This is a genomic window from Micromonospora sp. NPDC005237, assembly GCF_040607775.1.
Taxonomy (GTDB): Bacteria; Actinomycetota; Actinomycetes; order Mycobacteriales; family Micromonosporaceae; genus Micromonospora.
Genome location: NZ_JBEXHJ010000002.1, coordinates 489,659 through 514,889, shown reverse-complemented (window position 1 = coordinate 514,889; position 25,231 = coordinate 489,659). Strand labels below are relative to the sequence as shown.

The following is a 25,231-nucleotide window of genomic DNA, read 5'->3' as shown; positions in this document are numbered from 1 at the left end:
GGATCCACTTCACCGGACTCTCAGCCTCCCGTAACCCACCGATGCATCGACATCACTGCCGTCGTGCGGTAAGACAAGGTGGGGCGGAACTCACACACTGGTACCGTCCCGACGGCCGTGCCCACCAAGCGCGGCGCCGAGCACCGGACGGGGAGTGGAATGGTCGACAGCGGGCGCGGGCGACGGCAGCGACGACGGAGCCCGGTGATCTCGCCGGTGCTGCGACCGAAGCTCTGGGCAGCCCTGCTCGGCGCGATCGCCGCCGCCGTGCTGGCCACTCCCGCGTACGCCGAGCCCGCCGTGCCCACGACGGTGCCGGACACCGGCGCCCGCCCGCCGTCGATCGGCGCGCCGCAGGTGCCCGGCAGCCCGCCCGTCGCCGGCATCCCCGCCCCGCCGGTGGTCAACGTCGGCGCCGGCCCGCTGGCCGCCCAGATCGCCGCCGCCGAGAGCCAGGTCGGCCTGCTCGGCGACCAACTCCTGTTGACCCGGCAGAAACGCACCGACGCGCAGGCCCAGCTCGCCGCCGCCGGCAAGGTGCTGGCGACCACGCAGGACGCCCTCCTGCGCGCCCAGCAGGCAGCCGACGCGGCCGCCTCGGACGCGGTCAAGGCAGCCGCCGCCCTGCCGCCCGGTGACTTCGCCAACGACATCCAGGGGTTGAGCCGGCTCCAGCGGATCAACCGTGGCGAGAAGGTCGAGGGCGCCACCACCGCCGTGGCCGGCGAGCTGTCCCGGGCTCGCGCCAACGAGCAGGCCGCCTACCAGGCGCACGCCACGGCCAAGACCGCCGTCGACGCCGCCGAGGCCGAGTTCGCCACCGGCGAGAAGGCGCTGCGCACCGCCGAGGCCAGCCTGCTCAAACTGCGCAAGGACAACGCCACGCAGCTGATCGAGCTCGAGCGTCAGCAGGAGGCCGCCGAGCAGCAGCTGGGCGCGGGCTACGTCGTCGGCCAGAGCAGCAGCGGGATGTCCGCGCACCCGCGGGCGCTGGCCGCCGTCCGGTACGCGCTCGCCCAGCTCGGCGACCCGTACAAGTGGTCGGAGGAGGGGCCGGACGAGTTCGACTGCTCCGGTCTGATGTGGGCGGCGTACCGGTCCCCGGGCGCCGACTACTTCGACCTGCCCCGGGTCTCCCGCGACCAGTACGCGGCCACCCGTTCCCGCACCGTGCCGCAGAGCGCACTGCTCCCCGGCGACCTGCTCTTCTTCGCCTCCGGCAGCAGCTGGACCACGATCCACCACGTCGGCATGTACATCGGTAACGGCAAGATGGTGCAGGCGCCCACGACCGGCGACGTGGTCAAGATCTCGGTGGTCGGCTGGTCCCGGCTCTACGCCGCGACCCGGGTGATCGGGGCGGTGCCGACTCCGACCGTGCCCCTTCCGCCGCCCCCCACCACCACGCCGACCCCGCCCACCAAGCCGACCCCCACCGCGAAGCCGACGCCGACCACCAAGCCGACGCCGACCACCAAGCCGACGCCCAAGCCGACCGGATCGGCCACCCCCAAGCCCACCGGCACCCCGACCCCGAAGCCGACCGGCAGCAGCACGCCGACCCCGACGGGCAGCCCGACGAACACGCCGTCGACCCCGCCGCCGCCACCCACCACGGCACCGGCCAGCGCATCAGCCTCCGCGGCCGCCACACCGTCCACCAGCCGGAGCGGGACGTCCAGCGACAGCCCGACGAACAGCCCGAGCACCGACCGCTGAGCCGCCACACGGCCTCCGGCTGTCCGCCCGGGGCGATCTGTGGCACGGTGACAACCAGGCACATCCGGTCCGATGTCACGGGCCGGGTGCGAGCGTGGCGCGGAGGGCGGAGATGGCCGAGCAGAGAGATCCGGCGGAGAGTGTCGACTCCGCGCTGACGGAGGCCGACCCGCTCGACGGCGAAGCCGCCGCCACGCTCGACGGGCAGGCCCCCACGGAGGCCGCCGACGACGCGAAGGCTGCCACGGACGACGCGAAGGCCGCCACGCCCGACGTGAACGCCACCGCGCCAGAGGACGACGCCGAGAACGACGCTGGCACCGACGACGCTCGCGCCGAGAACGCCGCCATCGCTCAGCCCTGCGAGGCCGACGTCGAGCAGCCGGCGCCGGATGACGCTGCCCCTGCCCCGACCGCCGCGGCCCCGGTGCGGGCCCGCGCGAGCGTCGCGACCGTCGGAGCGCTGCCCGGTGATCTCCCGGCGAGCGCCCCGGCCAGCGCGACCACCTACCGGGCGACCGGCTCGGCCAGCCCGGTCGGCGTCCCGTTGCCCGGCCAGCGAGCCACCTCGACCGCTCCCGCGCGGGCCAGCGCCACGGTGCCGGGCAGCAGCCGGGTCGCGGCCGGCAGCGAGGGCACGCCGGACTCCCGGGCCAGCACGTCCGCCGTCTACCGGTCGGGGCCGGTCAGTCCCGAGCCTCCGGAGCCGGTGCAGCCTCCCGAGCCGCCGACCCCGGAACCGACGCCTCCCGGGCCGGGTGACCCGGAGCCCGCGCCGAGTCCGGGTCCGTACCCGCCCGGCCCGTCGCCGACGCCGGGCCCCTCCCCCACGCCGCCACCGGCCCCGGTGCCGCCCGTGCCAGGGCCACCCGTGCCGCCGCCCTCGCCGCTGCCGCCCATGCCGGGTCCGCCGACACCACCGGTTCCCGGGCCGCCGATGCCGCCGCCCGGCCCGCCGGTGCCCGCGCCACCGCCGCCGCCCGGTCCGATGCCAGCGCCACCGTTCCCGCCGCCCCCGGCGACGATCGGCACGCCGGGCGTACGGGCCACCGCGTCGGTCTCCGCGCCGCCGGCCGCGTGGCCGTCCGTGACCGACGCGGCACCCCGAACCGTCAACGCCTCGCACGTCGCCCCGACCGGGGCACAGCCGAGCCGGGATGCCGCACCGCCGGCCCCGAGCGGCGCAGGGACGTCGGATGCCGCCTGGTCGGCCCCGAGCAACGCATGGACGTCGGGTGCCGCGACGTCGGCCGCGAGCAGCGCCCGGACGTCGGATGCTGCGTTGTCGGCCCCGAGCGGCGCACGGGCCGAGGCTCCTGTCTCGGCCCCACCGGTGGTGCCGGCGCCCGCGCTGCCGAGCTGGCCACCGTCCACCGCCGGCACGCCGGCGACCGGTGGTACGGGCTACCGGACGACCACGCCGCCGGGAGGCCCCGCCCGGCGGGACGCGCCGGCCGGCCCGCACGCTGGAAGGCGCAACGGCGGCACCGACCTGGCGGGCACCGTCTACGGCGGCGGTGAGGGGCCGGGATTCGCCACGATCGCCCTGCCGGCCAACGCGGCGGTGGAGAATTCCGGGTCGCTGACCGGGCACATCCTCGCCCAGGGTTGGTCGGACACGCCGGCCGAGCGATCGCGAAACACCCGGGTGGTGATCGTCCTGATCGCCGCGTTGGGGCTGCTGGTGGGGATCAGCGTGCTGGTCGTGCTGCTCGCCAACGATGCCCTGGACGGCCTGGTGGGCAGCGTGCTCAACGGCTGATCCGGCGACCGGGCGGGTTCGCGGGTCCGTGAGTCCGCCCACTACCGTCGGTCAACCGGCTGGCGGCTTCGCCGAAGCGCCGTACACTGGTCGAGATCACTGACCCGGCGCGCGTGGTGCGCGCCCTTGGGCGATCTTGCGGGCGATCCGGCGGCACAGCCGCGGCAGGCCATCGCGAAGATGCGCCCCGCTCGAAAGGCATTTGTTGACCACCTCTGCTGACTCCAGCACCGTTTCGTCCGTTTTCGATTCCACCCCGGTGGCGATCGACGCAGCCCCGGAGACGTCCAGCGTCGTCGCGGCCGAGCCGGTCTCGACCGAGAACACTCCGTCCGAGACCGCCGAGCCGATCGACTTCGCCGGCCTGGGTCTGCCCGAGCCGCTGGTTCGTGCCCTGGCCCGCCAGGGCATCACCGCTCCGTTCGAGATCCAGCGGGCCACCGTTCCGGACGCCCTCGCCGGCCGGGACGTGCTGGGCCGTGGGCAGACCGGGTCGGGCAAGACGCTCGCCTTCGGCCTGCCGATGATCGCTCGGCTCGCCACCCGCAACCGGGCCCGGCCGATGCGGCCGCGCGCCCTGGTCCTGGTTCCCACCCGTGAGCTGGCCATGCAGGTCAACGATGCGCTGGTGCCGCTGGGCAAGTCCGTCGGCATCTTCTTGAAGACCGCCGTCGGCGGCGTTCCGTACGACCGCCAGATCGACGCGCTCCGGCGCGGCGTGGAGGTCATCGTTGCGACCCCGGGCCGGCTCGGCGACCTGATCGAGCGGGGCATCTGCCAGCTCGACGACGTCGAGGTGACGGTGCTCGACGAGGCTGACCAGATGGCCGACATGGGCTTCCTGCCCGAGGTGACCGAACTGCTGGCGAAGACGCCGGCCAACGGTCAGCGGCTGCTCTTCTCGGCCACCCTCGACGGTGACGTCGACGCGCTGGTCAGGCGGTTCATGAACGACCCGGTGACCCACTCCACCGCGCCGTCCACCGCGTCGGTGTCCACCATGGATCACCACATGCTCCTGATCCCGCCGCACGAGAAGTTCCCGGTGGCCGCGTCGATCGCCGCCCGGGACGGGCGGACCATGGTCTTCGCCCGCACCCAACTGGGTGTGGACCGGCTCGTCGAGCAGCTCGCGGCGGTCGGCGTACGGGCCGGTGGGCTGCACGGCGGCAAGACCCAGCGGATGCGGACCAAGACCCTGGCCGAGTTCCGTGAGGGCCGGATGAACGTCCTGGTCGCCACGGATGTGGCGGCCCGGGGCATCCACGTCGACGGGGTCACCCTGGTGCTGCACGTCGACCCCCCGAAGGACCCGAAGGACTACCTGCACCGCGCCGGCCGCACCGCCCGGGCCGGCGAGTCCGGCGCGGTCGCCACGCTGGTGCTGCCCAAGCAGCGCCGTACCACCCTCGCCATGCTGGAGAAGGCCGGCGTGGCACCGGCCGAGACCCGCGTCCGGGTCGGCGACCCGGTGCTGGCCGAGCTGATCGGCGCCCGCGAGCCCAGCGGCGTCCCGGTTCGCGTGGAAGCGGAGCCTCGCGGCTTCGGCGACCGTTCCGGCGGCGCACGCCGCTTCGACGACCGTTCCGGGGGTCCGCGCCGCTTCGGTGACCGGCCGACCGGCGAGCGCCGCTACGGCGACCGGCCGCAGGGTGAGCGCCGCAACGGCGACCGCCCGACCGGCGACCGGCAGTACGGCGACCGCCCGCAGGGCGACCGCCGCTACGCCGATCGGGACAGCCGGGGTTACGGCGACCGACCCACCGGCGAACGGCGCTACGGCGACCGCCCGCAGTTCGGCGACCGGGACGGCCGGGGCGACCGACCCACCGGCGAACGGCGCTACGGCGACCGCCCGCAGTTCGGCGACCGGGACGGCCGGGGCGACCGACCGACCGGCGAGCGGCGCTTCGGCGACCGACCGCAGGGCGAGCGCCGCTATGGCGACCGCCCGACCGGCGACCGGCAGTACGGCGACCGGCCCACCGGCGAGCGGCGCTTCGGCGATCGTCCGACCAGCGACCGGCAGTACGGCGACCGACCGCAGGGTGAGCGCCGCTACGGCGACCGTCCGACGGGCGACCGTCCGACCGGCGACCGGCAGTACGGCGACCGGCCCACCGGCGAGCGGCGCTTCGGCGACCGGCCGCAGGCTGACCGGGGTGACCGGCCGGCCGACGAGCGGCGTTTCGCCGACCGGGACACCCGGGGTGGTTACCGCTCCGAGGGTCGCGGTCGGGACGACCGGCCGCGCGACGACCGTCGCGGTTTCGGCGGCCGGCCGGCGGCGCGTACCCACTGATCCCACTGATCCACCGGAACGCCGTCGCGGAGCCCACGCTTCGCGGCGGCGTTCGCGCATGCCGTGGCCGATGTCGGTCTGGTCGCGTAACGTCCGGCTCATGGCGACCATGGCGAAGTCGATCTTCTGGTCCCGGACGGACACCGCCGGCAGTGAGCAGGCTCTGTTCACCGACGGCGACGGGTTGGCGGCGCGGGGCACGCTGCTCGCCGTGGACCCGATTCCGTTCACCGCCCGCTACCGGCTGACCACGGCGCCCGACTGGAGCACCGCCCGCGTCGAGGTCGAGGCCGAGGGGTCGGGCTGGCTGCGCCGGGTGACGTTGGAGCGGGCCGCGTCCCGGTGGCGGGTGACCACCGCCGAGCAGGGCGACCTGGACGCGGCGCTGACCAGGGCCGGGCATCCCCGGTCCGGCCTGCCGGGCACCGACGACCCGGATCGCCTGGCCGAGGCGCTCGACGTCGACCTGAGCGGCTCGCCGCTGTTCAATGCCGTCCCGGTGCGCCGGCTCGGGCTGACCAGCGGGCCGGCCGACATGCCGCGCCGGATCACCGTCGCGTGGGTGCTGCTGCCCGGCCTGGAGGTGGTGCCGGCCGAGCAGATCTACACCGGGCTCGGGCCGGGTCGGGTCCGATTCGCCAGCGGCACCTTCACGGCGGACATCGACCTGGACGCCGACGGCTACGTGGTGCGCTACCCCGGCCTGGCGGAGCGCATCGACCCACGGTGACCGAGCCGATCCGACAGGCCCGCAGCCGAAGCCAGGCCGCACGGAGGCAGAGCCCTAGGAGCAGGGGACGCGCTGCTCAGGCGGGCCAGGCGCCGCTGGTCAGGAAGCGCTCGATGGTGGCGGCATGGGGCGCCAGATCGAGGCCCTGGGCGGCCACCCAGTCGTCGGAGTAGTACGTGTCGGCGTACCGGTCACCGGCGTCACAGATCAGGCTGACCACCGAGCCGGTCCGGCCCTCGGCGAGCATCTCGGCGATCAGGCCGAACGCGCCCCACAGGTTGGTGCCGGTGGAGCCGCCCACCCGGCGGCCGAGCACCGCTGAGCCGGCGCGCATCGCGGCCAGCGAGGCGGCGTCCGGCACCTGGACCATCCGGTCCACGACCGACGGCAGGAAGGACGCCTCGACGGTGGGCCGACCGATCCCCTCGATGCGGGAGCCCCTGCCGGTGCGCACCGACCAGTCGGCGGCCAGCCAGGCCGGATAGAAGGCGGAGTTCTCCGGGTCGACGACGCAGAGCTTGGTGGCCAGGCGGCGGTAGCGGGCGTACCGGCCGATGGTGGCGCTGGTGCCCCCGGTGCCGGCGCCCACGACGACCCACGCCGGGATCGGGTGGCGTTCCAGCCCCAACTGCGCGTAGATCGACTCGGCGATGTTGTTGTTGCCCCGCCAGTCGGTGGCCCGCTCGGCGTACGTGAACTGGTCCATGAAGTGGCCGCCGGAGTCCTCGGCCAGCCAGCGGGCCTCGACCACGACGCCCGCCGGGTCGTCCACCAGATGGCAACGGCCGCCCTGGAACTCGATCTGCGTGATCTTCTCGGGCGAGGTGGAGGCGGGCATCACGGCGATGAACGGCAGCCCGAGCATCCGGGCGAAGTACGCCTCGGAGACCGCCGTGGAGCCCGAGGACGCCTCGACGATCGTGGTGCGCGGCCCGATCCAGCCGTTGCAGAGGCCGTAGAGGAACAGCGAACGGGCCAGCCGGTGCTTGAGCGAGCCGGTCGGGTGTGACGACTCGTCCTTGAGGTAGAGGTCGATTCCCCAGGCCCGGGGCAGTGGGAACGGCAGCAGGTGGGTGTCGGCCGAGCGGTTCGCGTCCGCCTCGACGGCGGCGATCGCCTCGGTCACCCAGCTGCGGCTGGCCTCGTCGCACCGGTCGAGATGAGTCACGCGGGAAACCTAGCAAGCAGGCCAGCGGCGCTCAGCCGCGGTCCGGAGGCGTCGAGCGGCGTGACTGTCGGCGTTGCCCGGCCCGGCCGACGGCCTGGACGAGAGGGCTCAGTCCGACGGCGAGTCGGGGCAGGGCGTCCAGCAGCCGGACCTGGGCGCCTCGCCAGCGGGGCAGGCTGACCACCGGGCGGGGCCGGCGGGCCAGCCGGGCGGCCCGGGCGGCCACCCGCTGCGGGGTCAGCATCGACCCGGTGAACGAGGCCAGCGCGCCCGGGTCGTCCAGCCGGTCGTGCAGCATCGGGGTCCAGATGCCGTCCGGGCAGAGGCAGGAGACGTGCACCCGCCGGTACCCGGCCATCCGCAGGTCAGAGAGGGTGCCGAGGCTGAAGGCCAGCAGTGCGTGCTTGCTGGCGGCGTACACCGTCTCGCCAGGTGCGGCGATGAGCCCGGCCAGCGAGACGATGTTCAGGACGTGGCCGTGGCCCTGGTCGCGCATGACCGCCAGCGCGGCGAGTGTGCCGTTCATGGCACCGAGCGCGTTGACGTCGAGCACCCGGCGGCGGGTCGGCCCGTCGTGCTCCCAGGAGGGGCCGGTGACCAGGATGCCGGCGTTGTTGACCCAGAGGCCGAGGCCGCCTCGACTCGCGGCGGTCGCCGCGATCTCGGCGCACGCGGCCTCGTCGCGGACGTCCAGTGCGGCCGACCAGCCGCCGAACGGCACAGCGGCGGCCGCTGCCGCGTCCGGGTCGAGGTCGGTGAGCAGCACCGACCAGCCGTCGGCGTGCAGCGCGGCGGCGACGGCGCGGCCCAGGCCGCCGGCGGCCCCGGTCACCACGGCCGCTCCGCGTCCCGGCGAGGTCATCGGCGCACGCTACCGCCGCGCGCCGGACGACACCAGGGGTACGCGGCGCAGCAGGGTCAGGCGGGCGGCGGGCCGAGCGGCTGGGGGCGGTTCTCCCATTTGGTGGAGAGGGCGATGGCGGTGCGCGTCGAGGCGACCCCGGGGGTCCGGTTCAGCCGCACGATGAGCTGCTCCAGCTCGGCGATCGTGCCGACCCGGGCCTTGAGCAGGAACGACTCGACGCCGGCCATGAAGTAGCAGGATTCGATCTCGGGCAGCACCCGCAGCGACTCCAGCATGTCGTCGGAGTCCGCGCCGGAGTCCTCGACGATGCCGATGAGCGCCGTGACACCCAGCCCGATCGCCTCGGGTTCCACGTCCGCGCGGTAGCCCCGGACCACGCCACTGCTCTCCAGCTTGCCGACGCGTTCGTGCACGGCGGGGGCGGAGAGGCCCACCTGCCGGGCAAGCTCGGCGTACGAGAGGCGGGCGTTGCCCCGCAGCAGGTCGACGAGGCTCAGGTCGATGGCGTCCACGGAGAGTGACCTTAACGTGTTGGGCGTAACGCGACGCCTTCGGCATCCGTTGGTCAGAACAGTGAGTAACCGTTCATAAACTGACCGTCTAGGTAGGGGTTGCACCAGTACCATTTACTAACTTCCCAGTCAGTGCATTTTTCGCGTTTGGCGGACAGGCCAGGTCCCTGGTGCTGTAATTGCCATACGTCCCTCATGACGGCTCTGGGCTCGCACCAGCCGGGGGCAGTGTGTTCAGCCAGGGGCTTCGTCGACGCGAGGAGGGGGCTGTGGACACTGGAGATCGCCTGCTGACACCGGGTGAGGTCGCCGCGCTGTTTCGGGTGGACCCGAAAACTGTGACGAGATGGGCGGCGGCCGGCCGGATAGGAAGCATCCGGACTCCAGGCGGGCATCGCCGGTTTCGGGAATCCGAGGTGCGGGCCCTGCTTGAGGGGGAGGGCATGCTGGACGAGGTGGACGAGGTCGGAAAGCCACGCAACGTGGGTCCGGCTGCCTCCACCGGGCCGGGTCCGGCCAACGCCGGCATGTACTGAACTGGTGCGGACAACGTCAGGCGGACCGGACACCAGTCCGGTCCGCGTCCCGCTGCGACAACCGGCCGGGCGTCCCGGCCGAACAGGCTGAGCCGACGGCTCAGCCCCGGGCCGCGCCGAGCTGGCCGGACCAGCGGCGGAACAGGGTGTGTGGCACGCCGAGCGCGTCCAGCACCTTGCCGGCCACGAAGTCGACCAGTTGCTGCGCGCTGGCCGCCGCGCCCGCGCCGTAGAAGCCGGGGCTGGCCGGCAGCACCACCGCCCCGGCGTCGTGCAACGCGAGGAGATGCTCCAGGTGACTGCGGGTCACCGGCGTCTCCCGGGGCACCACCACCACCGGTCGGCGCTCCTTGAGGTTGACCTCGGCGGCGCGTTGCAGCAGGTCCTTGGAGAGCCCGATCGCGATGCCCGCGCAGGCCGCCGTGCTCGCGGGCACGACCGCCATTCCGCGTACCCGGTAGGAGCCGCTGCTGGGCCCGGCGGCCAGGTCACCCGCCGGCCAGTGCCGTACGTCCGCGTCGGTCAGGTCCCGGCCGAGCCAGGCGGCGAGGTCCTCGGCCCAGTGCGCGTCGCGGAACGACCGGCCGGTCTCGTCGAGCACGGTGAGCCGTGCCGCCCGGGACACGATGAGGTCCACCGGCTCGCCCGCGTCGAGGAGCCCGCCGACGACGGCTGCCGCGTACGGCGTGCCGGAGGCTCCGGAGACCCCGACCACCCATGGTTCCCGCATACCCTCAGCCTGCCTGGTCGGCGTCGCACGCCGGTGGGCACCCCCGCGATCCGGTCGACGCGAGCCGTCCGAGATGTCCGGGCGGGTCTCTGCTCGTCCCGCCGACCTGACATGCTGCCGGTGGCGATTCGCACCGGGAGCAGATCGCGCGGGAGGCATCGGTGACGACCGGCGAGGTCCTCTGGGCGCTGCGCGCCGAATGCCCGATTCCGGCCCGGTCTTCGCCGCACGCCGACCGGGTCCAGCAGTGGCTGCTCGGTCTGCTGCCCGAGCTGGGGCTGCCGCTCGACGACGCCGCGCTGCACCGGCTGGCCCGGGGCGGCTTCGCCCGGTACGCGGGGCGGCTCTACCCGGACGCCAGCGAAGCCGACCTGCGGGTGCTGACCGCCCTCTTCACCTGGTTCTTCCTCGTCGACGACGCGTGCGACGGGCCGAACCGGCTCGATCCGGCGCAGATCCGGGCGCTACGCGACGGGACGCTGGCACTGCTGCACGACGGCCCCCGGCTCCGGCACGGCGGCCTGACCGGTCCGCTGCGGCGGCTGCTGGTGCTGGCCTGGCGGGAGCCGCGCCGCCGGATGCCGGCCCGGTGGCGGCAGCGCTTCGCCGACGCGGTGGCCCGGCACCTCGACGGCACCTGGCGGGAGGCGGTCAACAAGGAGGCCGGCCGCCGTCCCAGCGTCGGCGAGTACGTCGAGTTGCGGCGGGAAACCTCGGCGGCGGAGGTGTCGTACCCGCTTGTGGAGTTCGTCAGCGGCCGACCGCTGCCCGATGCGGTCTACCATCACCCGCTGCTGCGGCAGGTCGCGCGCACCGGCAACGACCTGCTCTCCTGGTACAACGACGTGGCCTCGCTGGACCGGGACCGGGCCACCTCGGGCGGGCACAACCTGGTCCTGGCCACGCAGGCCGAGCAGGGCGTGTCGGCGGCGGAGGCGGTCGACCGGGTGGCCGAGCGCTGGCGGGAGTCGATGCGACAGTTCGTGGCGCTCCGCGCCGCCGTGCCGTCGTTCGGGCCGGCGTTGGACGAGGCGGTCACCGACCATCTCGACGGGGTCGCGTACGCGGTGCGCGGCACCATCGACTGGACGCTGGAGAGCGCCCGCTACCCGACCAACGCCTAGGGGCGCAGGTCGAGGCGGATCACCAGGTCGAGCAGGGCGAACACGAACAGCGCGATGCCGACGAAGCCGTTGGCGGTGAAGAACGCCCGGTTGACCTTGCTGAGGTCGGTCGGGCTGACCACCAGGTGCTGGTAGCCGAACGCGACAGCGGTCAACGCCAGCCCGATCCACCAGAGCCAACCGAAGCCGACCAGCGCGCCGAACCAGATGAACAGCGCGAACGTCACCACGTGCGCGACGGTGGAGGCGTGCAGGGCGAAGCGCCGGCCGTACCGGGCGGGCACGCTGCGCACACCGATCTCCTGGTCGATCTCGGAGTCCTGGCAGGCGTAGATCAGGTCGAAGCCGCCGATCCACAGGCCGACCGCCGCGCCGAGCAGCCAGGCCGGCCAGGAGCCGTCCAGGGTGCCGGTGACCGCGAGCCAGGCGCCGACCGGGCCGACCGCCTGAGCGATCGCGAGGATGGCGTGCGGCCAGTTGGTGAACCGCTTGCCGTACGGGTAGACGACCAGCGGCACCACGGCGAGCGGCGCCAGCACCAGGCAGAGGGGGTTGAGTAGCGCGGCGGCGGCGAGGAACACCACAAGCGCGACGGCCGCGCCGGTCCAGGCCGTCCGCACGCTCACGGCCCCGGTGACCAGTTCCCGTCCGGCGGTACGCGGGTTCCGGGCGTCGATGCGCCGGTCGAGGATCCGGTTGGCGGCCATCGCGAACGTCCGCGCGCCGACCATCGCCACGGTGATCAGCAGCAGGTCGAGCCACCGCACGTGCCCGCCGTTGACCTGCATGGCGGTCAGCGCCGACAGGTACGCGAACGGCAGCGCGAACACCGAGTGCTCGATCGCGACGAGCTTGAGGAAGGACTTGACCCGGCCCGGCTTCTCCACCGGTGCGTCGAGGACGGCCATCAGATCCCGTACTCCTTCCAGCGCTTGTCGACCAGGGCCGCGACTTCCGGGGCCATGGTCATCTCCTCCGGCCAACCGCGGGTGTAGCCCTCGGTGGGCAGCTTGCGGGTCGCGTCGACGCCGGCCTTGCCGCCCCAGAACTGCTGGTACGACGAGTGGTCGAGGTGGTCCACCGGGCCCTCGGTCAGCAGCAGGTCACGGGCGTAGTCGACGTTGCCGAACGCGCGGAAGGCGACCTCGTTGTAGTCGTGCACGTCGCAGTCCTCGTCGACGATCACGATCAGCTTGGTGAGCGACATGAGGTGCGCGCCCCAGATCGCGTTCATCACCTTCTGCGCGTGCTTCGGGTAGCGCTTGCGGATGGAGACGATCGCGCAGTTGTGGAACACCCCGGCGGCCGGCAGGTCGTAGTCGACGATGTCCGGGATCATCAGCTTGAGCAGCGGCTGGAAGATCCGCTCGGTGGCCTTGCCGAGGCCGTGGTCCTCCTGCGGCGGCTTCGACGTGACGATCGAGTGGTAGACCGGGTCGCGCTGCGCGGTCATCGTCTCGATGTGCAGCACCGGGAACGGCTCGACCGGCGTGTAGTAGCCGGTGTGGTCGCCGAACGGCCCCTCGGGCAGCCGCTCGCCGGGCTCCAGGTAGCCCTCCAGGACGATCTGCGCGTGCGCCGGCACCTGCAACGGGACGGTGAGGCAGTCGACCATCTCCACCCGCTCGCCCCGCAGGAACCCGGCGAACAGGTATTCGTCGATGTCGCCGGGCAGCGGCGCGCTGGCCGCGTACGAGACGACCGGGTCGCAACCGATCGCGATGGCGACCGGCAGGCGCTGGCCGAGCCGCTCGGCGACCGCGTGGTGCGCGGTCGAATCCTTGTGGATCTGCCAGTGCATGCCCAGCGTGTTGCGGCCGTGCTGCTGGAGCCGGTAGAGGCCCAGGTTGCGCTTGCCGGTCTCCGGGTGCTTGGTGTGGGTCAGCCCGTAGTTGTGGAAGATCCCACCGTCGCCGGGCCACACCTGCAACCCCGGCAGCCGGCCCAGGTCGACGTCGTCGCCGGAGTAGACCACCTCCTGGCAGGGCGCGGTCTTGACCTTGCGCGGCGGCACCGACTTGAGCTGCATGACCTTGCCGAGGCCCTCGCGGATGCCGGACCAGCCGACCGGCAGCTCCGGCTTGATCAGCGCGCCGATCCGGGCGCCGACCTCGTCCAGCGAGTCGACGCCGAGGGCCATCGCCATCCGCTTCTCGGTGCCGAACAGGTTGATCGCCACCGGCATCTCGCCCCGGGTGGGGTGCTCGAAGAGCAGCGCCGGCCCACCGGCGCGCACCGTGCGGGTGACCACCTCGCTGATCTCCAGGGTCGGGTCGACGGGGACGTCGACCCGACGCAGCTCCCCCGCGCGCTCCAGCGCCGCGAGAAAGTCCTTGAGATCGGTGTACGGGAAGCCACGAGCCGCCATGACGCCCAGTCTCCCGCACCGGGTCCGGGGTGGCCCACAGCGGGTGCTGTGACACCCGCGACGGCCCGGGGTCGACGGCTGTCCGCGGCTCTGGCGGGTGGCGCGGCCACCGGCCAGGTCGGCGCGGGCCACCGCCCAGCGACAGCTCCTGGACCGGCGGCGCGGTCGTTCGGCGCGGTCAGTCGGTGCGGGCCAGCTCGACGAAGGCGCGCCACGCGGCCGGGCTGAAGGTCAGCACGCCGCCGTCGCGGTCCTTGGAATCGCGGACGTGCACCCGGTCGGGCAGGTTGTCGGCGACCTCGACGCAGGCGCCGGCGTCGTTGCCGCTCCGGGTGGACTTGTGCCAGCGGGCTCCGGTCAGATCCATGGCTTCACGATCTCCTCGAGCAGGTCGATGGACTGCTGCCGGGGCAGCGCGTCACTGCGCAGACTCTCCCACCTTCCGAGCAGGGTCGCCACCTCGTTGTTCTCGCAACTGGGTGGCGACCCGCTCGACCTCCAACCAGGGCCGGAACCAGACCGGCTCACCGTCTCGCCGGCCCAGCTCGCGCAGCGAGACCAGCAGCCCACCGGTGTCGAGCACCTCGTCGGCCCGGGTCAGGTACGCCAGGTTGGGCACGGTCTGGCCCAACTCGACCGCCGACACCATGGAGGGCGAGTAGTGCGCCCGCTTGCCGTACTCCTCCTGACTCATGCCGGCCGCGAGCCGCGACCGGCGGAGCTGGTCCCGGATCATCGCCACCGTCGACACCACTGGGGCCATTCGCCCGCCTCCCGCCGTGAATGAAGGACCACATCGATCCGCCTGCCGCAAGGTAGCGAACTCGCGACCCTGAGTCAGCATCCAACGGCCATATCGGGGTATCGCGAGTCTCAAAGCGGGCGGACGGAGGCAGCGATGGGGGCGGAGCGGATGCCGGCGGGGTTCACTGAGCAACAGGCGCGGATCGGCGAGATCACCATGAACTACGTCCGGGGCGGCAGCGGCCCGCCACTGGTGCTGCTGCACGGCTATCCGCAGTGTTCGCACATGTGGCGGCACCTGCTGCCCGAGCTGGGACGCTCCTACGACGTGGTCGCGCCCGACCTGCGCGGGTTCGGGGACAGCGACGCCCCCGCTGGCGGGTACGACAAGAAGACGGTGGCCGCTGACCTGCACGCACTGCTCGACCAGCTCGGCCTGACCGCCGACCTGCGAGTGGTCGGGCACGACCTGGGAACGATGGTGGCGTACGCGTACGCCGCCGCCCATCCGGAGCGGGTGAGCCGGCTGGCGCTCACCGAGGCGCCGATTCCCGACGAGAGCATCTACACGTTCCCCGCGCTCACCGCGGCCGGGCCGGGGGTGTGGAACTTCGGCTTCTTCTCGATCGGCAACGGGCTCGCGGAGGAGCTGGTCCGCGGGCGGGAGTCGCTCTGGGTGGACCGGTTCACCGATGCCCTGATGGTGCGCAAGGGCAGCATGGCCGCGCCCGACATCGAGGAGTTCGCCCGCCATCTGCGCGACCCGGCGCACCTGACGGCCAGCTTCGCCTACTTCCGGGCGTTCGATCAGGACATCGTCGACAACGCGGCGTACCGGGCCACGAAGCTGACGATGCCGGTGCTGGCCGTCGGCGCGTCGGCCAGCCTCGGTGGACAGGTCGCCGAGCAGGTCCGCCGGTACGCCGACACGGTCCGCGGCGAGGTGATCGACGACTGCGGACACTGGCTGTACGAGGAACGCCCGGACGAGATGCTGGCCCTGCTGCGCGACTTCCTCGGTGCGGGCTGAGGGCCGCCGCCGCTGGTCAGCCCTGCGGGCGGCGGGCGATGCGGCGGTCAGGCGGCGGGCGCCCAGGCGTGGGCGGCCAGCGGCGGGTCGAGCGGCGCGCGGGTGAGCCGGTTGGCGAAGGCGGACATCGTGTACGCCCCGACGCCGAGCACCACCTCCAGCGCCTGCCGGGGCTGGTAGCCGGCCGCCAGGAAGGCTTCCAACTCCTCGTCGGGCACCGCGCCCTGGTGCTTGAGCACGGCCAGCGTGAACTGGCGCAGCGCCTCCAGTCGCGGCTCGGGCAGCTCCGTGCCGCCGCGCAACGCGGTGATCAGCGCGGTGCTCGCGCCGATCTCGGTGAGCTTGCCGGTGTGCAGGGCCACGCAGACGTGGCATTCGTGGGAGGTGGAGACGGTCAGGATGACCACCTCCCGCTCCACCGGCGCGAGGCTGGTCTGTTCGAAGCCCGCGCTGGCGGTGAGGAAGCCGCTGAGCAGCTGTGGCGACTCGGCCATCAGCGCCACCGGGGTGGGCAGCCAGCCGAACCGGCCGCGTACGCCCTCGACGGTCCGGCGGGCGGCGGTGGGTGCGGTCTCGGCGGTGTGGACGGGAAAGACGGACATGGTTACCTGCTTCCACGGCGTACGCCGTAAAATGGTCAACGTGGTTGACGAAATAGTAAACGTGGTTGTCGAACATGGCAACCGCTGATCCCGCCCGGCCCGGCTTCCAGCTCCCGCTGCTGCTGCTGGCCGGCTTCCGCACCCTGATCGACGACCTGCACGCCGAACTGGCCCGGCAGGGGCATCCCGAGCTGCGCCCGTTGCACGGCTTCGTGTTGCAGGCCGTCGGGGTGCACGGCACCACCGCCACCGAGCTGGGCCAACGGCTGGGCATCTCCAAGCAGGCGGCCGGCAAGACGGTCGACCGGCTGGTCTCCGTCGGCTACCTGGAACGGGTCGACGATCCGTCCGACGCCCGCCGCCGGCTGGTCCGGGTGACGGAACACGGCGCCGACGGGCTACGCCGCTCGGCGGAGATCTTCGACCGGCTGCGCGAGCAGTGGGCCGAGGCCCTGGGCGAGGAACGGGTCGCCGCCCTGGAGGACGACCTGCGCACGATGGCCTCGGCCAACTGGTTCCGCCTGGACGTGCCGGGCTGGTTCGGCGGCTGACCCTGCTCCACACCGGATCGCCGACGTGGTGCCCTGCGGGGCGCAGGACGCCACCCCATCGGCGTGGGTCAAGCCCTGCGGGCACATCTCACCGGTCCTGGCCAAACGGCCGGACCCCGGCGCAGGCTGGGGGCATGTCGGACGCGTACGTCGTCGGCGACCCGGACGGGTTGTCGCCGCTGCTGGTCGAGCTGCGCGACACCATCGCCCGGGAGCTGCACGCGCAGGTGGCGCTGCGGGGCGAGCGGATCGAGCTGGCCGACCTGCCCGAGGTGTCCTATCAGGTCACCATCCAGGTCGAGCGGGCGTTGCGCCGCTGGCGACCCGGGCCGCCGCCACGCGGCGAGGCCCGTTCCGACGGTGTTCAGGCTCCGATCGACTGATCGAGAACTGACACAGGCGATCTCTAGGATCAGGGGTGCCGGTCGGGTCGGGTCGCAGCAGCCCCGGCTTCTACCGACCGGCTCATCCCTCACCAAGGAGATCGATGAGATCTGTGCACGTTACGCGTGGCAGGCTCCTGCGCGGTCTGAGCGCGCTGGTCGTGGCCACCACGGCGGTCGGCGTGGTGGCCGGTCCCGCTGCGGCCGCTGACGACCCCGGTTGGGTCAGCGGCTGGCTGGGGGACCTGACGGTCGGCGGCCCCGGTGCTCCCGCCCGGACGGTGCCGCTCACCCTGACCAGCACCGGGGCCACCCAGCCCCGGGTGACCATCGACCTGGCCGGCCTGGCCGGCGTGGCCACCGCCAGCTTCCCCGACTGGTGCGTCACCGAGGCCACCTCGGTCACCTGCCCGATGCCACCGAACGCCGTCGACGACTTCGGCACGCTCACCGGAACCGTGCCGGTGGTGTTCCGGGCCGCTCCCGGTGCCGCCGACGGCGTGACCGGCACGCTCGACTACACGGCATTCGGCGAGCAGACCGAGGCGTACACCCAGCAGGCGACGATCACCGTGCGGTCCGGGCCCGACCTGCTCGACATGGTCGACGAGTACGTCTCCGGCGTCGAGGTGGGCGACACGCGCCCCGTCCCGGTGGCCGTGGTCAACGCCGGTGACCAGCCGACCGTCGACCTGCGGCTCACCATGCGCTTCCCGGTGGGCCTGGTCCCGGCAAGCTACCGCAACTGCCGGTACGGCACCGACCAGGTGCTCGCCACCGTGGCCGTCTGCACCGTGCGCGGCACCTTCGCGCCCGGCCAGCGGCACGAGCTGCGCGGCGGGCTCGCCACCACTGTCGGCCCGGCCACCCTCGGCGACAAGCGGATCACGCAGATCGTGGAGCCGCTGGCCAGCGCCGGGCCGCTGCCCAGTGGTGTGAAACTCGCGCGCCGCGAGGCCGACCAGGCACTGCGGCTGCGCGCGGTCGGGCGGCCGCTCGGCGTGATCCCGGTCGAGGTGACCGGCGCTGGCGGGCAGACCTACCTGCGGAACGTCCAGGGCGCCTTCGACATCGTCGCCGAGGGCGCAACCGTCACCGGGGCCGTCGGTGACACCGTCCGGGTCACGGTGGGCCTCCGCAACGAGGGCCCCGGTGTCCCGGACGCCACCAACTCCGGTGACGGTGTCGGCGCCTTCCTCTTCGTGCCGCCGGCCGGCACCACAGTGCTCGCCAACCCGTCGGGCTGCTGGCTCAACGGCGACGATGAGACCGCCGGAGACGCCCCGACGACCTGGTACTGCAACGGGCCGGGGGCCGTGTTCCCGGCCGGGACGAGCCACACGGTCACCTTCGACCTGCGCATCGACAGCCTCACCGGAGCCGCCGGCGAGGTGCAGCCGTACGGCCGCTACCCCCGGGTTGACGACGACCCGAGCAACGACATCGCCCCGGTGACCGTGAGCTGACCAGGGCAACGAAAGACGGCGGGCCGGTCACGGACGATTCCGTGGCCGGCCCGCGCGTCGTCGACCAGGGTCAGTTCAGCCCGCCGTACGAGTGCAGGCCGGTGAAGAAGATGTTCACGCCGAACAGGTTCATCAGCATGGTGAGGAAGCCGATCACCGCGATCCAGGTGGCCACGTTGCGCTTCACGCTGGGCGTGGCGCGAGCGTGCAGGTAGCCGGCGTAGACGACCCAGGAGATGAACGCCCAGGTCTCCTTCGGGTCCCAGCCCCACGGCCGGCCCCAGGCCGCCTCGGCCCAGATCGCGCCGGCGATGACCGCGAACGTGAAGATCGGGAACGCGAACGCGTGCAGCGCGAAGGTCAGCCGCTCCAGGCTGACCGCGCCGGGCAGCCGCTTCGCGAGGGTGTACGGGAAGCTCCGCTTGCCCTGCTCGTACCCGTTGCGCATCAGGAAGCCGACCGCCGGCACCGCGCCGAGCAGGAAGATGCCGGACGCGAAGACGATGGTCGAGACGTGGATGACGAACCAGTACGAGTTCAGGGCCGGCACCAGCGGCACGATCGGCACGTACAGGACCAGCTCGGCGGTGGCCACCAGCAGCACCATCACCAGGGTCAGGAACAGCCCGAGCTTGCGCAACGCCGGTCGCTTCCAGAGCACCACGAGCCAGGCCGCGACCCCGATGAACGTCACCGTGAGCACGAACTCGTACATGTTGCCCCAGGGCATCCGGTCAGCGGCCAGACCCCGCGTGACCAGCGCCGCGAGGTGCAGCACGGCGGCCAACGCGGTGGCCCCCACCGCGACCAGGCCGGCGATCCGGGCCCGACGCGCCGCGCCGTCGGCCGTCGGCGGGACCGGCGCGGGCGGCTCCGGGATGACGCCACCGCCACCGCCGACCCCCGCCCCCACCAGCTCGCGGGCGGGCGACGCCACGGCGACCCGGGTACGCGCGTTGCCCAGCGCGTACTCGACGGCGTGACTGATCATCGCGATCAGGTACGTCAGGATCGCGAAGGTCACCAGATTGTCGGAGAGCGCGGACATCACTCGGTCCCTTCTCGCACACCGGCCCGGTCGCTGGAGTCAGCGTCGGTGCCGGCCCGCTCGGCAGCCCCGTCGGCACCGCTCACGGCGGTGACGAGCTGGGCGAACTCGTCGGCGAACCCTGGATAGTCGGTGCGCGGCAACCCACCGGCCTCCATCAAGCTACTACCGCCCGTCGGAGATCCATCCGCCGGGTCGGCCGGTGCCACCCGGAAGAACACCCGGCGGCGCCTACCGAAAAGCGAGCCCATCAGCCCGACCAGCAGGGCGCCGCAGCTCACCAGCAGCGGCGTCGAGCCGGGGTCGTGCCGGACGGAGAGCGTCACGTACCGCTCGGTGCCCAGGAACTCGACGGTCGTGCCGTCGTCAAGCGTCCACTTCTCGCCCTTGCGCAGCAGCTTGCTGCCGATCTCCTTGACCTTGCCGTTGCGCACCTGCCGCTGGTCGAGCTGGTAGACCGAGCCGGGGATGCCGGCGTCCAGGCCGAGGTTGCCCCGGTAGGCGACCAGGTTCAGCGCCGGGTTGCGCTCGGTCGGGTACTCGGAGCGGACGAACGGGGCCTGCTGCGGCGCGGTGGGCAGGTAGATGCCGGTGAACGCCATCTGCTCACCCGGTGTCCGCTTGCCGGTGGCCGGGTCGACGTTCGCGTCCGGGAAGGCCGCCAGCCCCTCGCTGGTCAGGCCCATGTCGCCGGTGGTCAGGAACGGCTCGTCACTGACCTGGCTGTTGCCGAACCGGTCGGTGTAGCGGATCACCGGGGCGTACCCGTGGCCGAGCAGGTAGACGCTCGCGTCGGCGAGTCGCAGCGGTGAGTTCACCGAGAAGTCCGCGCTGCGGGTCGGCTCGTCCGGGCCGTCGACGGTCACCCGGGCGTTGAAGAACTCCGGCTGGCCGGACGGCAGGAACCGGGCCTGGAAGTCGTCCAGCCGCAGGCAGAAGCGCGGCAGGTCCGCGCTGTCGACGCGGGGGCCGAGCTTGGCCTCGGCGTACTGCTGGCGGGTGTTGCAGAACGCGTTGTCCGCGCCCGCCACGAGCAGGCGGTTGCCGCTCCAGCCGTACCACGAGCCGAGCGCGACACCGATCAGCACCGCGATCAGCGACGTGTGGAACAGCAGGTTGCCGGTCTCCTTGAGGTAGCCCTTCTCGGCGGAGATCTCGTCGCCGCGAACCTCGACCCGCCAGCGTCGCTTGCGCAGCACCTCGGCGACGGCGGCCGCGCCACCGGCCGGGGCGGGCAGTACGGCGTGCTGCGGCAGCCGCGCCAGCTGCTTCGGCGCGGCCGGTGGCCGGGACCGCAGCGCCCGGACGTGGTCGCGCAGCCGGGGCGTGATGCAGCCGATCAGCGACGTGAACAGCAGCAGGTAGATCGCGGAGAACCAGACCGAACCGAAGACCTCGAACGCGCCGATCCGGTCCAGTCGGGGGGCCCAGTCCGGGTGGTCGGTGAAGTACTGGTTGACCTTCTCCGGGCTGATCCCCCGCTGCGGCAGCACCGACCCGGGGATCGCGGCGATGGCCAGCAGGAAGAGCAGGATCAGCGCCGTACGCATGCTGGTGAGCTGCCGCCACGAGTTGCGCAGCAAGGCCAGCAGCCGATTGGGCCGGCGCCGGGGCGCCGGAGCCACGGTCTCCGGTCGGTCGTCGACGACCGTCATCAGATGCTCACCTCGCCCACCCCGACGGTGGTCTGCAACCAGATCACGAAGCTCTGCCATCCGCCGGTGACCAGCGCCAGGCCGATCAGGATGAGCAGGGCGCCGCCGACCCGGGTGACCCAGCGGCTGTTGCGCCGGATGGCGCGGAAGACCCCGAGCAGGCGCTGGAAGCCCAGCCCGAAGACGACGAACGGTATCCCCAACCCGAGGCAGTACGCCACGGCGAGCACCACGGCGCGGTCGCTCTGACCGCTGGTGGCGGCCATGCCCATCACCGCGCCGAGGGTCGGACCGGTGCACGGCACCCAACTGAGCGCGAAGACCGCGCCGAACACGGGTGCGCCGAGCAGGCCGGCCGACGGCAGCCGGGAGATGCGGAACTCACGTTGCAGGGCGGGAATCATGCCGAGGTAGCCCAGGCCGAGCACGATGATCAGCGCGCCGATGCCGATCTGCAGTTCGCGCTTGTAGTCGAAGAAGACCCGACCGATGCCGGCGAACAGGATCGCGGTGGCGACGAAGACGACAGTGAAGCCGGCGATGAAGAGCAGGGTGCCGGCGAGCACCCGCCCCTTGACCGCCGCCGACGGTGCCGTCCGCTCCCGGACCGCGACACCCCCGCCGGTGGTCTCGGCGGGCGCGGGGGCCGTCGCCGGGCGGCGGCCCTCCAGGTCGGCGCCGGCCAGACCGGTGACGTACGACAGGTAGCCGGGGACCAGCGGGAGCACGCACGGGGAGAGGAAGCTGACCAGGCCGGCGAGCGCCGCCGCGCCGATGGCGAGCACCAGCGGCCCGCTCTGGGCCAACTCCTTGAAGGTCTCACCCATCAGTTCGGCGCCGGCTTCTCGGCCGCGACCCGCTCGACGATCGGTTGCAGGCCCTCCTGCTTGACGGCGGCGCGGATCACCACCGCGACCCTGCCCTCCCGGTCGAGCACCACGGTCGCCGGGACGGTGTTCGGCGGGATGTCCAGGTCGAGCGCCAGACGGCTGGACGGGTCGAACAGGCTCGGATAGGTGACCCGGCCCTCCTCGAACGCCTTGGCCTTGTCCCGCTGGTCTTGCACGTTGATGCCGAGGAAGCCCACCCCGGAGCCCTTGGTGGCCTGGTAGGTGGCTTCCAGGTCGTCGGCCTCGGCGCGGCACGGCGCGCACCAGGAGCCCCAGAAGTTGACCACCACGACCTGCCCGCGGGCCGCACTCACGTCGTAGGTGCCGCCGGTGAGCAGCTCACCGGCGAGCTTCGGAGGGGCCGAACGCTGGTCCGGTGCGCACTCGATGATGCCGTCGGAGGTGGTCGAGCAGGTCTTCTCCTGCCCCTTCGACGACGTGCAGCCGACCAGCGCCACCGTGGTGACGGCGGCGAGCAGACCGGCGGTCCACCTCCGGGCGGTCATCAGGCCCCCTTGGCCGTCCGGGCTGTCGCGGAGAGGGCGATGAGGTGCGCGGCCGGCTCGCTGTAGCCGATGCCCACCACCTTCGCGCCGTCGAAGTGGAACGAGGTGAGGCTCGCCAGCCCGCACTGCCGCTTGCGCGGGTCGTGCCAGAGCCGCTTGCGCTCGACGTAGCGGCGCAGCGTCCAGATCGGGAGCTGGTGGGACACCAGCACCGCCTCGCGGCCCTCGGCGGCAACGCGGGCGGCGTGCACGGCGGCGAACATCCGCTCGGCGATCACCCGGTACGCCTCACCCCAGGACGGCGTCACCGGGTCGCGTAGCACCCACCAGTTGCGCGGGTCGCGGAACGACCCGTCACCCGGGGAGACCTTCTTGCCCTCGAACCAGTTGGCGCTCTCGATCAGCCGCTCGTCCACCCCGACCGGCAGCCCGAACTGGGCGGCGATCGGCTCGGCGGTCTGCTGGGCGCGCTCCAGCGGACTGGCCACCACGTGCACGACCTCCCGATCGGCCAGCCCCTGCGCGGCGGCCTTGGCCATCTGCACGCCCAGCTCGGACAGGCGGAAACCGGGCAGCCGCCCGTACAGGATCTGGTCGGGATTGTGCACCTCACCGTGCCGGAGCACGTGGACCACCGTCTTGCTCACCGTTTACGACCCCCCGTGACCAGCCGCCGCCGCCGCGTTCGCCGCCGTCGGCAGCGCTGCGGCGATGTGCTCCAGAGCGGCGTCGTCGAGCGCCGCCGACACGAACCACGACTCGAACGCGCTCGGCGGCAGGTAGACGCCGGCGGCGAGCATCGCGTGGAAGAACGCCTTGAACGCCGGCACCTGCTGGGTGCGGGCACTGTCGTAGTCGACGACATCGGCATCGGTGAAGAAGATCGAGAACATGCTGCCCGCGTACGACAAACGGTGCGGGACCCCGGCGGCGGCCAGCGCGTCGGACGCGAGCTTGCCCACGACGGCGGCCGTGTCGTCGAGCTTGCGGTACAGCGCGTCGTCGGCCAGCCGCAGCGTGGCCAGGCCGGCGGCGCAGGCCAGCGGGTTACCGGAGAGCGTGCCGGCCTGGTAGACCGGGCCGGCCGGCGCGAGACGCGCCATGATGTCCGCGCGCCCGCCGAAGGCCGCCGCGGGCAGCCCACCACCCATGACCTTGCCGTACGTCCACAGGTCGGCGTCGGAGGCGTCGAGGCCGTGCCACCCGGCGCGGGAGACCCGGAACCCGGTCATCACCTCGTCGACCACGAGCAGCGCCCCGTGTGCGTGCGCGATCCGGGCGAGCTGCTGATTGAAGCCGTCGCGGGGGGCCACCACGCCCATGTTGCCGGCGGCGGCCTCGGTGATCACCGCGGCGATGTGCGGGCCCTCGGCGGCGAACGCCTCCTCGACGGCCCGGATGTCGTTGTACGGCAGGACGATCGTCTCGCTGGCCGCCGCGCCGGTGACGCCGGGCGAGTCGGGCAGGCCGAGCGTCGCCACGCCGGAGCCGGCGGAGGCGAGCAGCGCGTCGACATGGCCGTGGTAGCAGCCGGCGAACTTGACGATCTTGGAACGGCCGGTGAAGCCGCGAGCCAGCCGGATCGCCGACATGGTGGCCTCGGTGCCGGAGTTGACCAGGCGCACCTGCTCCACCGGCGTCCGGTCGACGATCTCGGCGGCCAACTCCACCTCACCCGGGGTGGGCGTGCCGAAGCTGGTGCCCCGGGCGGCGGCGGCCTGCACGGCCTCCACCACCTCAGGGTGGGCGTGCCCGAGGATCAGCGGACCCCAGGAGCAGACCAGGTCGACGTAGCGGCGACCGTCGGCGTCGTACAGCCACGGGCCCTCGCCACGGACCATGAAACGCGGGGTGCCGCCGACCGCCTGGAAGGCGCGCACGGGGGAGTTCACCCCGCCCGGCACGATGGCGCGGGCGCGGTCGAACAGGGCCTCGGAAGCCGGCGCGTCGGCCGGGTAACGGCCAGATCCGGCGGAAACGATGTCGGTCACGATGCCGCCATTGTGTCAGCGACGGACGGTCAACCAGCAGCCACCCCGGGCCGGGGTTACCAGGCTCACCCGCTGCCGGCACCCGTCACCAGCCCCGACACGGGCCGGGTCAGCGGCTCTCGGCCTCAACAGGCCGGGTCGGCTGGATCGCGATAGGCTGACCGGGTGGATCGTGCCGAACTGTCCATCACGCTACACCGGACGGGCGACGAAGCAGTGCTGCGCCTGGCCGGTGAGATCGACATGCTCACGGCCGCCCAGCTCAGCACCGTCGTCAACGAGGTGCTGGCCGATCCGCCCCCGCGGATCGTGCTCGACCTCGGCGGCGTCACCTTCTGCGACTCGCAGGGCCTGGGCACGCTCGTGGTGCTCAGCCGCAAGGCCAGTCACGCGCAGAGCCTGCTGATGCTCACCCACGTCGGCGAGTTCCTGATCCGCGTCCTGGACATCACCGGCCTGCGCAGCGCCCTGATGATCCGCAACGACCAACCCACCGGCTGACCCCCACCCCACCCCCGGCCTGGGTCCCGGCCGCCTCCAGCGTTGATC

Annotated in this window: 25 protein-coding genes and 1 pseudogene; 11 read left to right on the top strand and 15 right to left on the bottom strand. The window is 72.9% G+C overall.

The genetic code is table 11. The features are described from left to right. The first annotated feature begins 159 nt into the window (after nt 1–159). The 4 genes from ABZT87_RS07355 to ABZT87_RS07340 all read left to right on the top strand — a co-directional run bounded on the left by ABZT87_RS07355 (nt 160) and on the right by ABZT87_RS07340 (nt 6,513). Nucleotides 160–1,719 carry a C40 family peptidase gene (locus ABZT87_RS07355; RefSeq protein ID WP_355134606.1) on the top strand — a complete coding sequence of 520 codons (1,560 nt, stop codon included), beginning with the start codon at nt 160–162 and terminating at the stop codon, nt 1,717–1,719. 112 nt (nt 1,720–1,831) lie between these two features. Beyond that, the gene (locus ABZT87_RS07350; RefSeq protein WP_355134230.1) at nt 1,832–3,481 is read left to right on the top strand and encodes a hypothetical protein; all 1,650 of its coding nucleotides are present in this window, start codon (nt 1,832–1,834) and stop codon (nt 3,479–3,481) included. Nucleotides 3,482–3,740: 259 nt separating this feature from the next. After that, the gene (locus ABZT87_RS07345) at nt 3,741–5,783 is read left to right on the top strand and encodes a DEAD/DEAH box helicase (protein WP_355134228.1); all 2,043 of its coding nucleotides are present in this window, start codon (nt 3,741–3,743) and stop codon (nt 5,781–5,783) included. A gap of 109 nt (nt 5,784–5,892) precedes the next feature. Further along, nucleotides 5,893–6,513, top strand: a complete 621-nt coding sequence (locus tag ABZT87_RS07340; protein WP_355064801.1) for a putative glycolipid-binding domain-containing protein — start codon at nt 5,893–5,895, stop codon at nt 6,511–6,513. 76 nt (nt 6,514–6,589) lie between these two features. Here the strand turns inward: ABZT87_RS07340 and ABZT87_RS07335 are convergent, their stop codons facing one another. From ABZT87_RS07335 to ABZT87_RS07325, 3 genes are read right to left on the bottom strand one after another with little or no spacing between them, the layout of a single operon-like run. After that, complete coding sequence (locus tag ABZT87_RS07335) at nt 6,590–7,681, bottom strand: PLP-dependent cysteine synthase family protein (protein WP_355064766.1); 1,092 nt, start codon at nt 7,679–7,681, stop codon at nt 6,590–6,592. A gap of 31 nt (nt 7,682–7,712) precedes the next feature. Next, nucleotides 7,713–8,543, bottom strand: a complete 831-nt coding sequence (locus ABZT87_RS07330; protein WP_354853805.1) for an SDR family oxidoreductase — start codon at nt 8,541–8,543, stop codon at nt 7,713–7,715. Between the two features lie 56 nt (nt 8,544–8,599). Then, nucleotides 8,600–9,058, bottom strand: a complete 459-nt coding sequence (locus tag ABZT87_RS07325; RefSeq protein ID WP_354853802.1) for an Lrp/AsnC family transcriptional regulator — start codon at nt 9,056–9,058, stop codon at nt 8,600–8,602. A 269-nt stretch (nt 9,059–9,327) separates the two neighbouring features. Here ABZT87_RS07325 and ABZT87_RS07320 point away from each other — a divergent pair, with 269 nt between their 5' ends. Then, entirely contained in the window at nt 9,328–9,594 is a 267-nt protein-coding gene (locus ABZT87_RS07320; protein ID WP_007454516.1) for a BldC family transcriptional regulator, read from the top strand. 100 nt (nt 9,595–9,694) lie between these two features. Here ABZT87_RS07320 and ABZT87_RS07315 read toward each other — a convergent pair whose 3' ends face one another. Further along, on the bottom strand, nt 9,695–10,324 hold the full coding sequence (locus ABZT87_RS07315) for a UbiX family flavin prenyltransferase (protein WP_354853801.1): 630 nt from the start codon (nt 10,322–10,324) through the stop codon (nt 9,695–9,697). A gap of 161 nt (nt 10,325–10,485) precedes the next feature. On the opposite strand from ABZT87_RS07315, the gene ABZT87_RS07310 reads away from it, so the two are divergent. Continuing rightward, nucleotides 10,486–11,448 carry a terpene synthase gene (locus ABZT87_RS07310; protein WP_354853798.1) on the top strand — a complete coding sequence of 321 codons (963 nt, stop codon included), beginning with the start codon at nt 10,486–10,488 and terminating at the stop codon, nt 11,446–11,448. Here ABZT87_RS07310 and mqnP read toward each other — a convergent pair. From mqnP to ABZT87_RS07290, 4 genes and pseudogenes are all read right to left on the bottom strand, one after another. Further along, complete coding sequence (gene mqnP, locus ABZT87_RS07305) at nt 11,445–12,356, bottom strand: menaquinone biosynthesis prenyltransferase MqnP (protein ID WP_355134226.1); 912 nt, start codon at nt 12,354–12,356, stop codon at nt 11,445–11,447. The two genes, ABZT87_RS07310 and mqnP, sit on opposite strands and share 4 nt — an antisense overlap. Beyond that, on the bottom strand, nt 12,356–13,816 hold the full coding sequence (locus ABZT87_RS07300) for a menaquinone biosynthesis decarboxylase (RefSeq protein ID WP_355134224.1): 1,461 nt from the start codon (nt 13,814–13,816) through the stop codon (nt 12,356–12,358). The genes mqnP and ABZT87_RS07300 overlap by 1 nt, the downstream gene beginning before the upstream one ends. A gap of 178 nt (nt 13,817–13,994) precedes the next feature. After that, nucleotides 13,995–14,177: a DUF397 domain-containing protein gene (locus ABZT87_RS07295; protein ID WP_355134604.1), complete on the bottom strand. Its 183-nt coding sequence runs from the start codon at nt 14,175–14,177 to the stop codon at nt 13,995–13,997. 108 nt (nt 14,178–14,285) lie between these two features. Beyond that, nucleotides 14,286–14,552, bottom strand: a pseudogene (locus ABZT87_RS07290) (helix-turn-helix transcriptional regulator); the annotation flags it as partial. A gap of 162 nt (nt 14,553–14,714) precedes the next feature. Between ABZT87_RS07290 and ABZT87_RS07285 the strand changes: the two are divergent. After that, complete coding sequence (locus ABZT87_RS07285) at nt 14,715–15,590, top strand: alpha/beta hydrolase (protein ID WP_355064758.1); 876 nt, start codon at nt 14,715–14,717, stop codon at nt 15,588–15,590. 47 nt (nt 15,591–15,637) lie between these two features. Here the strand turns inward: ABZT87_RS07285 and ABZT87_RS07280 are convergent, their stop codons facing one another. Then, on the bottom strand, nt 15,638–16,192 hold the full coding sequence (locus ABZT87_RS07280; RefSeq protein ID WP_355134222.1) for a carboxymuconolactone decarboxylase family protein: 555 nt from the start codon (nt 16,190–16,192) through the stop codon (nt 15,638–15,640). Between the two features lie 74 nt (nt 16,193–16,266). On the opposite strand from ABZT87_RS07280, the gene ABZT87_RS07275 reads away from it, so the two are divergent. The 3 genes from ABZT87_RS07275 to ABZT87_RS07265 all read left to right on the top strand — a co-directional run bounded on the left by ABZT87_RS07275 (nt 16,267) and on the right by ABZT87_RS07265 (nt 18,592). Beyond that, nucleotides 16,267–16,743: a MarR family winged helix-turn-helix transcriptional regulator gene (locus ABZT87_RS07275; RefSeq protein ID WP_355134220.1), complete on the top strand. Its 477-nt coding sequence runs from the start codon at nt 16,267–16,269 to the stop codon at nt 16,741–16,743. Between the two features lie 134 nt (nt 16,744–16,877). Next, nucleotides 16,878–17,126 (top strand): hypothetical protein, encoded by a 249-nt coding sequence (locus ABZT87_RS07270; protein ID WP_355134218.1) that lies wholly within the window; start codon nt 16,878–16,880, stop codon nt 17,124–17,126. A gap of 104 nt (nt 17,127–17,230) precedes the next feature. Continuing rightward, nucleotides 17,231–18,592 carry a hypothetical protein gene (locus tag ABZT87_RS07265; RefSeq protein ID WP_354853778.1) on the top strand — a complete coding sequence of 454 codons (1,362 nt, stop codon included), beginning with the start codon at nt 17,231–17,233 and terminating at the stop codon, nt 18,590–18,592. Between the two features lie 70 nt (nt 18,593–18,662). Here the strand turns inward: ABZT87_RS07265 and ccsB are convergent, their stop codons facing one another. From ccsB to hemL, 6 genes are read right to left on the bottom strand one after another with little or no spacing between them, the layout of a single operon-like run. After that, nucleotides 18,663–19,640: a c-type cytochrome biogenesis protein CcsB gene (gene ccsB, locus ABZT87_RS07260; protein WP_355064750.1), complete on the bottom strand. Its 978-nt coding sequence runs from the start codon at nt 19,638–19,640 to the stop codon at nt 18,663–18,665. Continuing rightward, the gene (locus ABZT87_RS07255) at nt 19,640–21,295 is read right to left on the bottom strand and encodes a cytochrome c biogenesis protein ResB (protein ID WP_355064749.1); all 1,656 of its coding nucleotides are present in this window, start codon (nt 21,293–21,295) and stop codon (nt 19,640–19,642) included. Before ABZT87_RS07255 ends, ccsB begins: the two co-directional genes overlap by 1 nt. After that, the gene (locus ABZT87_RS07250; RefSeq protein ID WP_355134216.1) at nt 21,295–22,122 is read right to left on the bottom strand and encodes a cytochrome c biogenesis protein CcdA; all 828 of its coding nucleotides are present in this window, start codon (nt 22,120–22,122) and stop codon (nt 21,295–21,297) included. Before ABZT87_RS07250 ends, ABZT87_RS07255 begins: the two co-directional genes overlap by 1 nt. Beyond that, on the bottom strand, nt 22,122–22,691 hold the full coding sequence (locus tag ABZT87_RS07245) for a TlpA disulfide reductase family protein (RefSeq protein WP_354853769.1): 570 nt from the start codon (nt 22,689–22,691) through the stop codon (nt 22,122–22,124). The genes ABZT87_RS07250 and ABZT87_RS07245 overlap by 1 nt, the downstream gene beginning before the upstream one ends. After that, complete coding sequence (locus ABZT87_RS07240) at nt 22,691–23,338, bottom strand: histidine phosphatase family protein (RefSeq protein WP_355064747.1); 648 nt, start codon at nt 23,336–23,338, stop codon at nt 22,691–22,693. The genes ABZT87_RS07245 and ABZT87_RS07240 overlap by 1 nt, the downstream gene beginning before the upstream one ends. Nucleotides 23,339–23,341: 3 nt before the next feature. Further along, nucleotides 23,342–24,682: a glutamate-1-semialdehyde 2,1-aminomutase gene (hemL, locus tag ABZT87_RS07235; protein ID WP_354853764.1), complete on the bottom strand. Its 1,341-nt coding sequence runs from the start codon at nt 24,680–24,682 to the stop codon at nt 23,342–23,344. Nucleotides 24,683–24,847: 165 nt separating this feature from the next. Here hemL and ABZT87_RS07230 point away from each other — a divergent pair, with 165 nt between their 5' ends. Next, nucleotides 24,848–25,183 carry an STAS domain-containing protein gene (locus tag ABZT87_RS07230; RefSeq protein WP_272614785.1) on the top strand — a complete coding sequence of 112 codons (336 nt, stop codon included), beginning with the start codon at nt 24,848–24,850 and terminating at the stop codon, nt 25,181–25,183. Nucleotides 25,184–25,231: the final 48 nt, after the last annotated feature.

Coding starts and splice junctions, on each gene's coding strand:
- ABZT87_RS07265 (WP_354853778.1), top strand. CDS start 17,231: ATGAGATCTGTGCACGTTACGCGTGGCAGGCTCCTGCGCGGTCTGAGC.
- ABZT87_RS07245 (WP_354853769.1), bottom strand. CDS start 22,691: ATGACCGCCCGGAGGTGGACCGCCGGTCTGCTCGCCGCCGTCACCACG.
- ABZT87_RS07355 (WP_355134606.1), top strand. CDS start 160: ATGGTCGACAGCGGGCGCGGGCGACGGCAGCGACGACGGAGCCCGGTG.
- ABZT87_RS07285 (WP_355064758.1), top strand. CDS start 14,715: ATGGGGGCGGAGCGGATGCCGGCGGGGTTCACTGAGCAACAGGCGCGG.
- ABZT87_RS07340 (WP_355064801.1), top strand. CDS start 5,893: ATGGCGAAGTCGATCTTCTGGTCCCGGACGGACACCGCCGGCAGTGAG.
- ABZT87_RS07300 (WP_355134224.1), bottom strand. CDS start 13,816: ATGGCGGCTCGTGGCTTCCCGTACACCGATCTCAAGGACTTTCTCGCG.
- ABZT87_RS07315 (WP_354853801.1), bottom strand. CDS start 10,324: ATGCGGGAACCATGGGTGGTCGGGGTCTCCGGAGCCTCCGGCACGCCG.
- mqnP (WP_355134226.1), bottom strand. CDS start 12,356: ATGGCCGTCCTCGACGCACCGGTGGAGAAGCCGGGCCGGGTCAAGTCC.
- ABZT87_RS07280 (WP_355134222.1), bottom strand. CDS start 16,192: ATGTCCGTCTTTCCCGTCCACACCGCCGAGACCGCACCCACCGCCGCC.
- ABZT87_RS07330 (WP_354853805.1), bottom strand. CDS start 8,543: ATGACCTCGCCGGGACGCGGAGCGGCCGTGGTGACCGGGGCCGCCGGC.
- ABZT87_RS07250 (WP_355134216.1), bottom strand. CDS start 22,122: ATGGGTGAGACCTTCAAGGAGTTGGCCCAGAGCGGGCCGCTGGTGCTC.
- ABZT87_RS07350 (WP_355134230.1), top strand. CDS start 1,832: ATGGCCGAGCAGAGAGATCCGGCGGAGAGTGTCGACTCCGCGCTGACG.
- ABZT87_RS07275 (WP_355134220.1), top strand. CDS start 16,267: ATGGCAACCGCTGATCCCGCCCGGCCCGGCTTCCAGCTCCCGCTGCTG.
- ccsB (WP_355064750.1), bottom strand. CDS start 19,640: ATGTCCGCGCTCTCCGACAATCTGGTGACCTTCGCGATCCTGACGTAC.
- ABZT87_RS07270 (WP_355134218.1), top strand. CDS start 16,878: ATGTCGGACGCGTACGTCGTCGGCGACCCGGACGGGTTGTCGCCGCTG.
- ABZT87_RS07255 (WP_355064749.1), bottom strand. CDS start 21,295: ATGACGGTCGTCGACGACCGACCGGAGACCGTGGCTCCGGCGCCCCGG.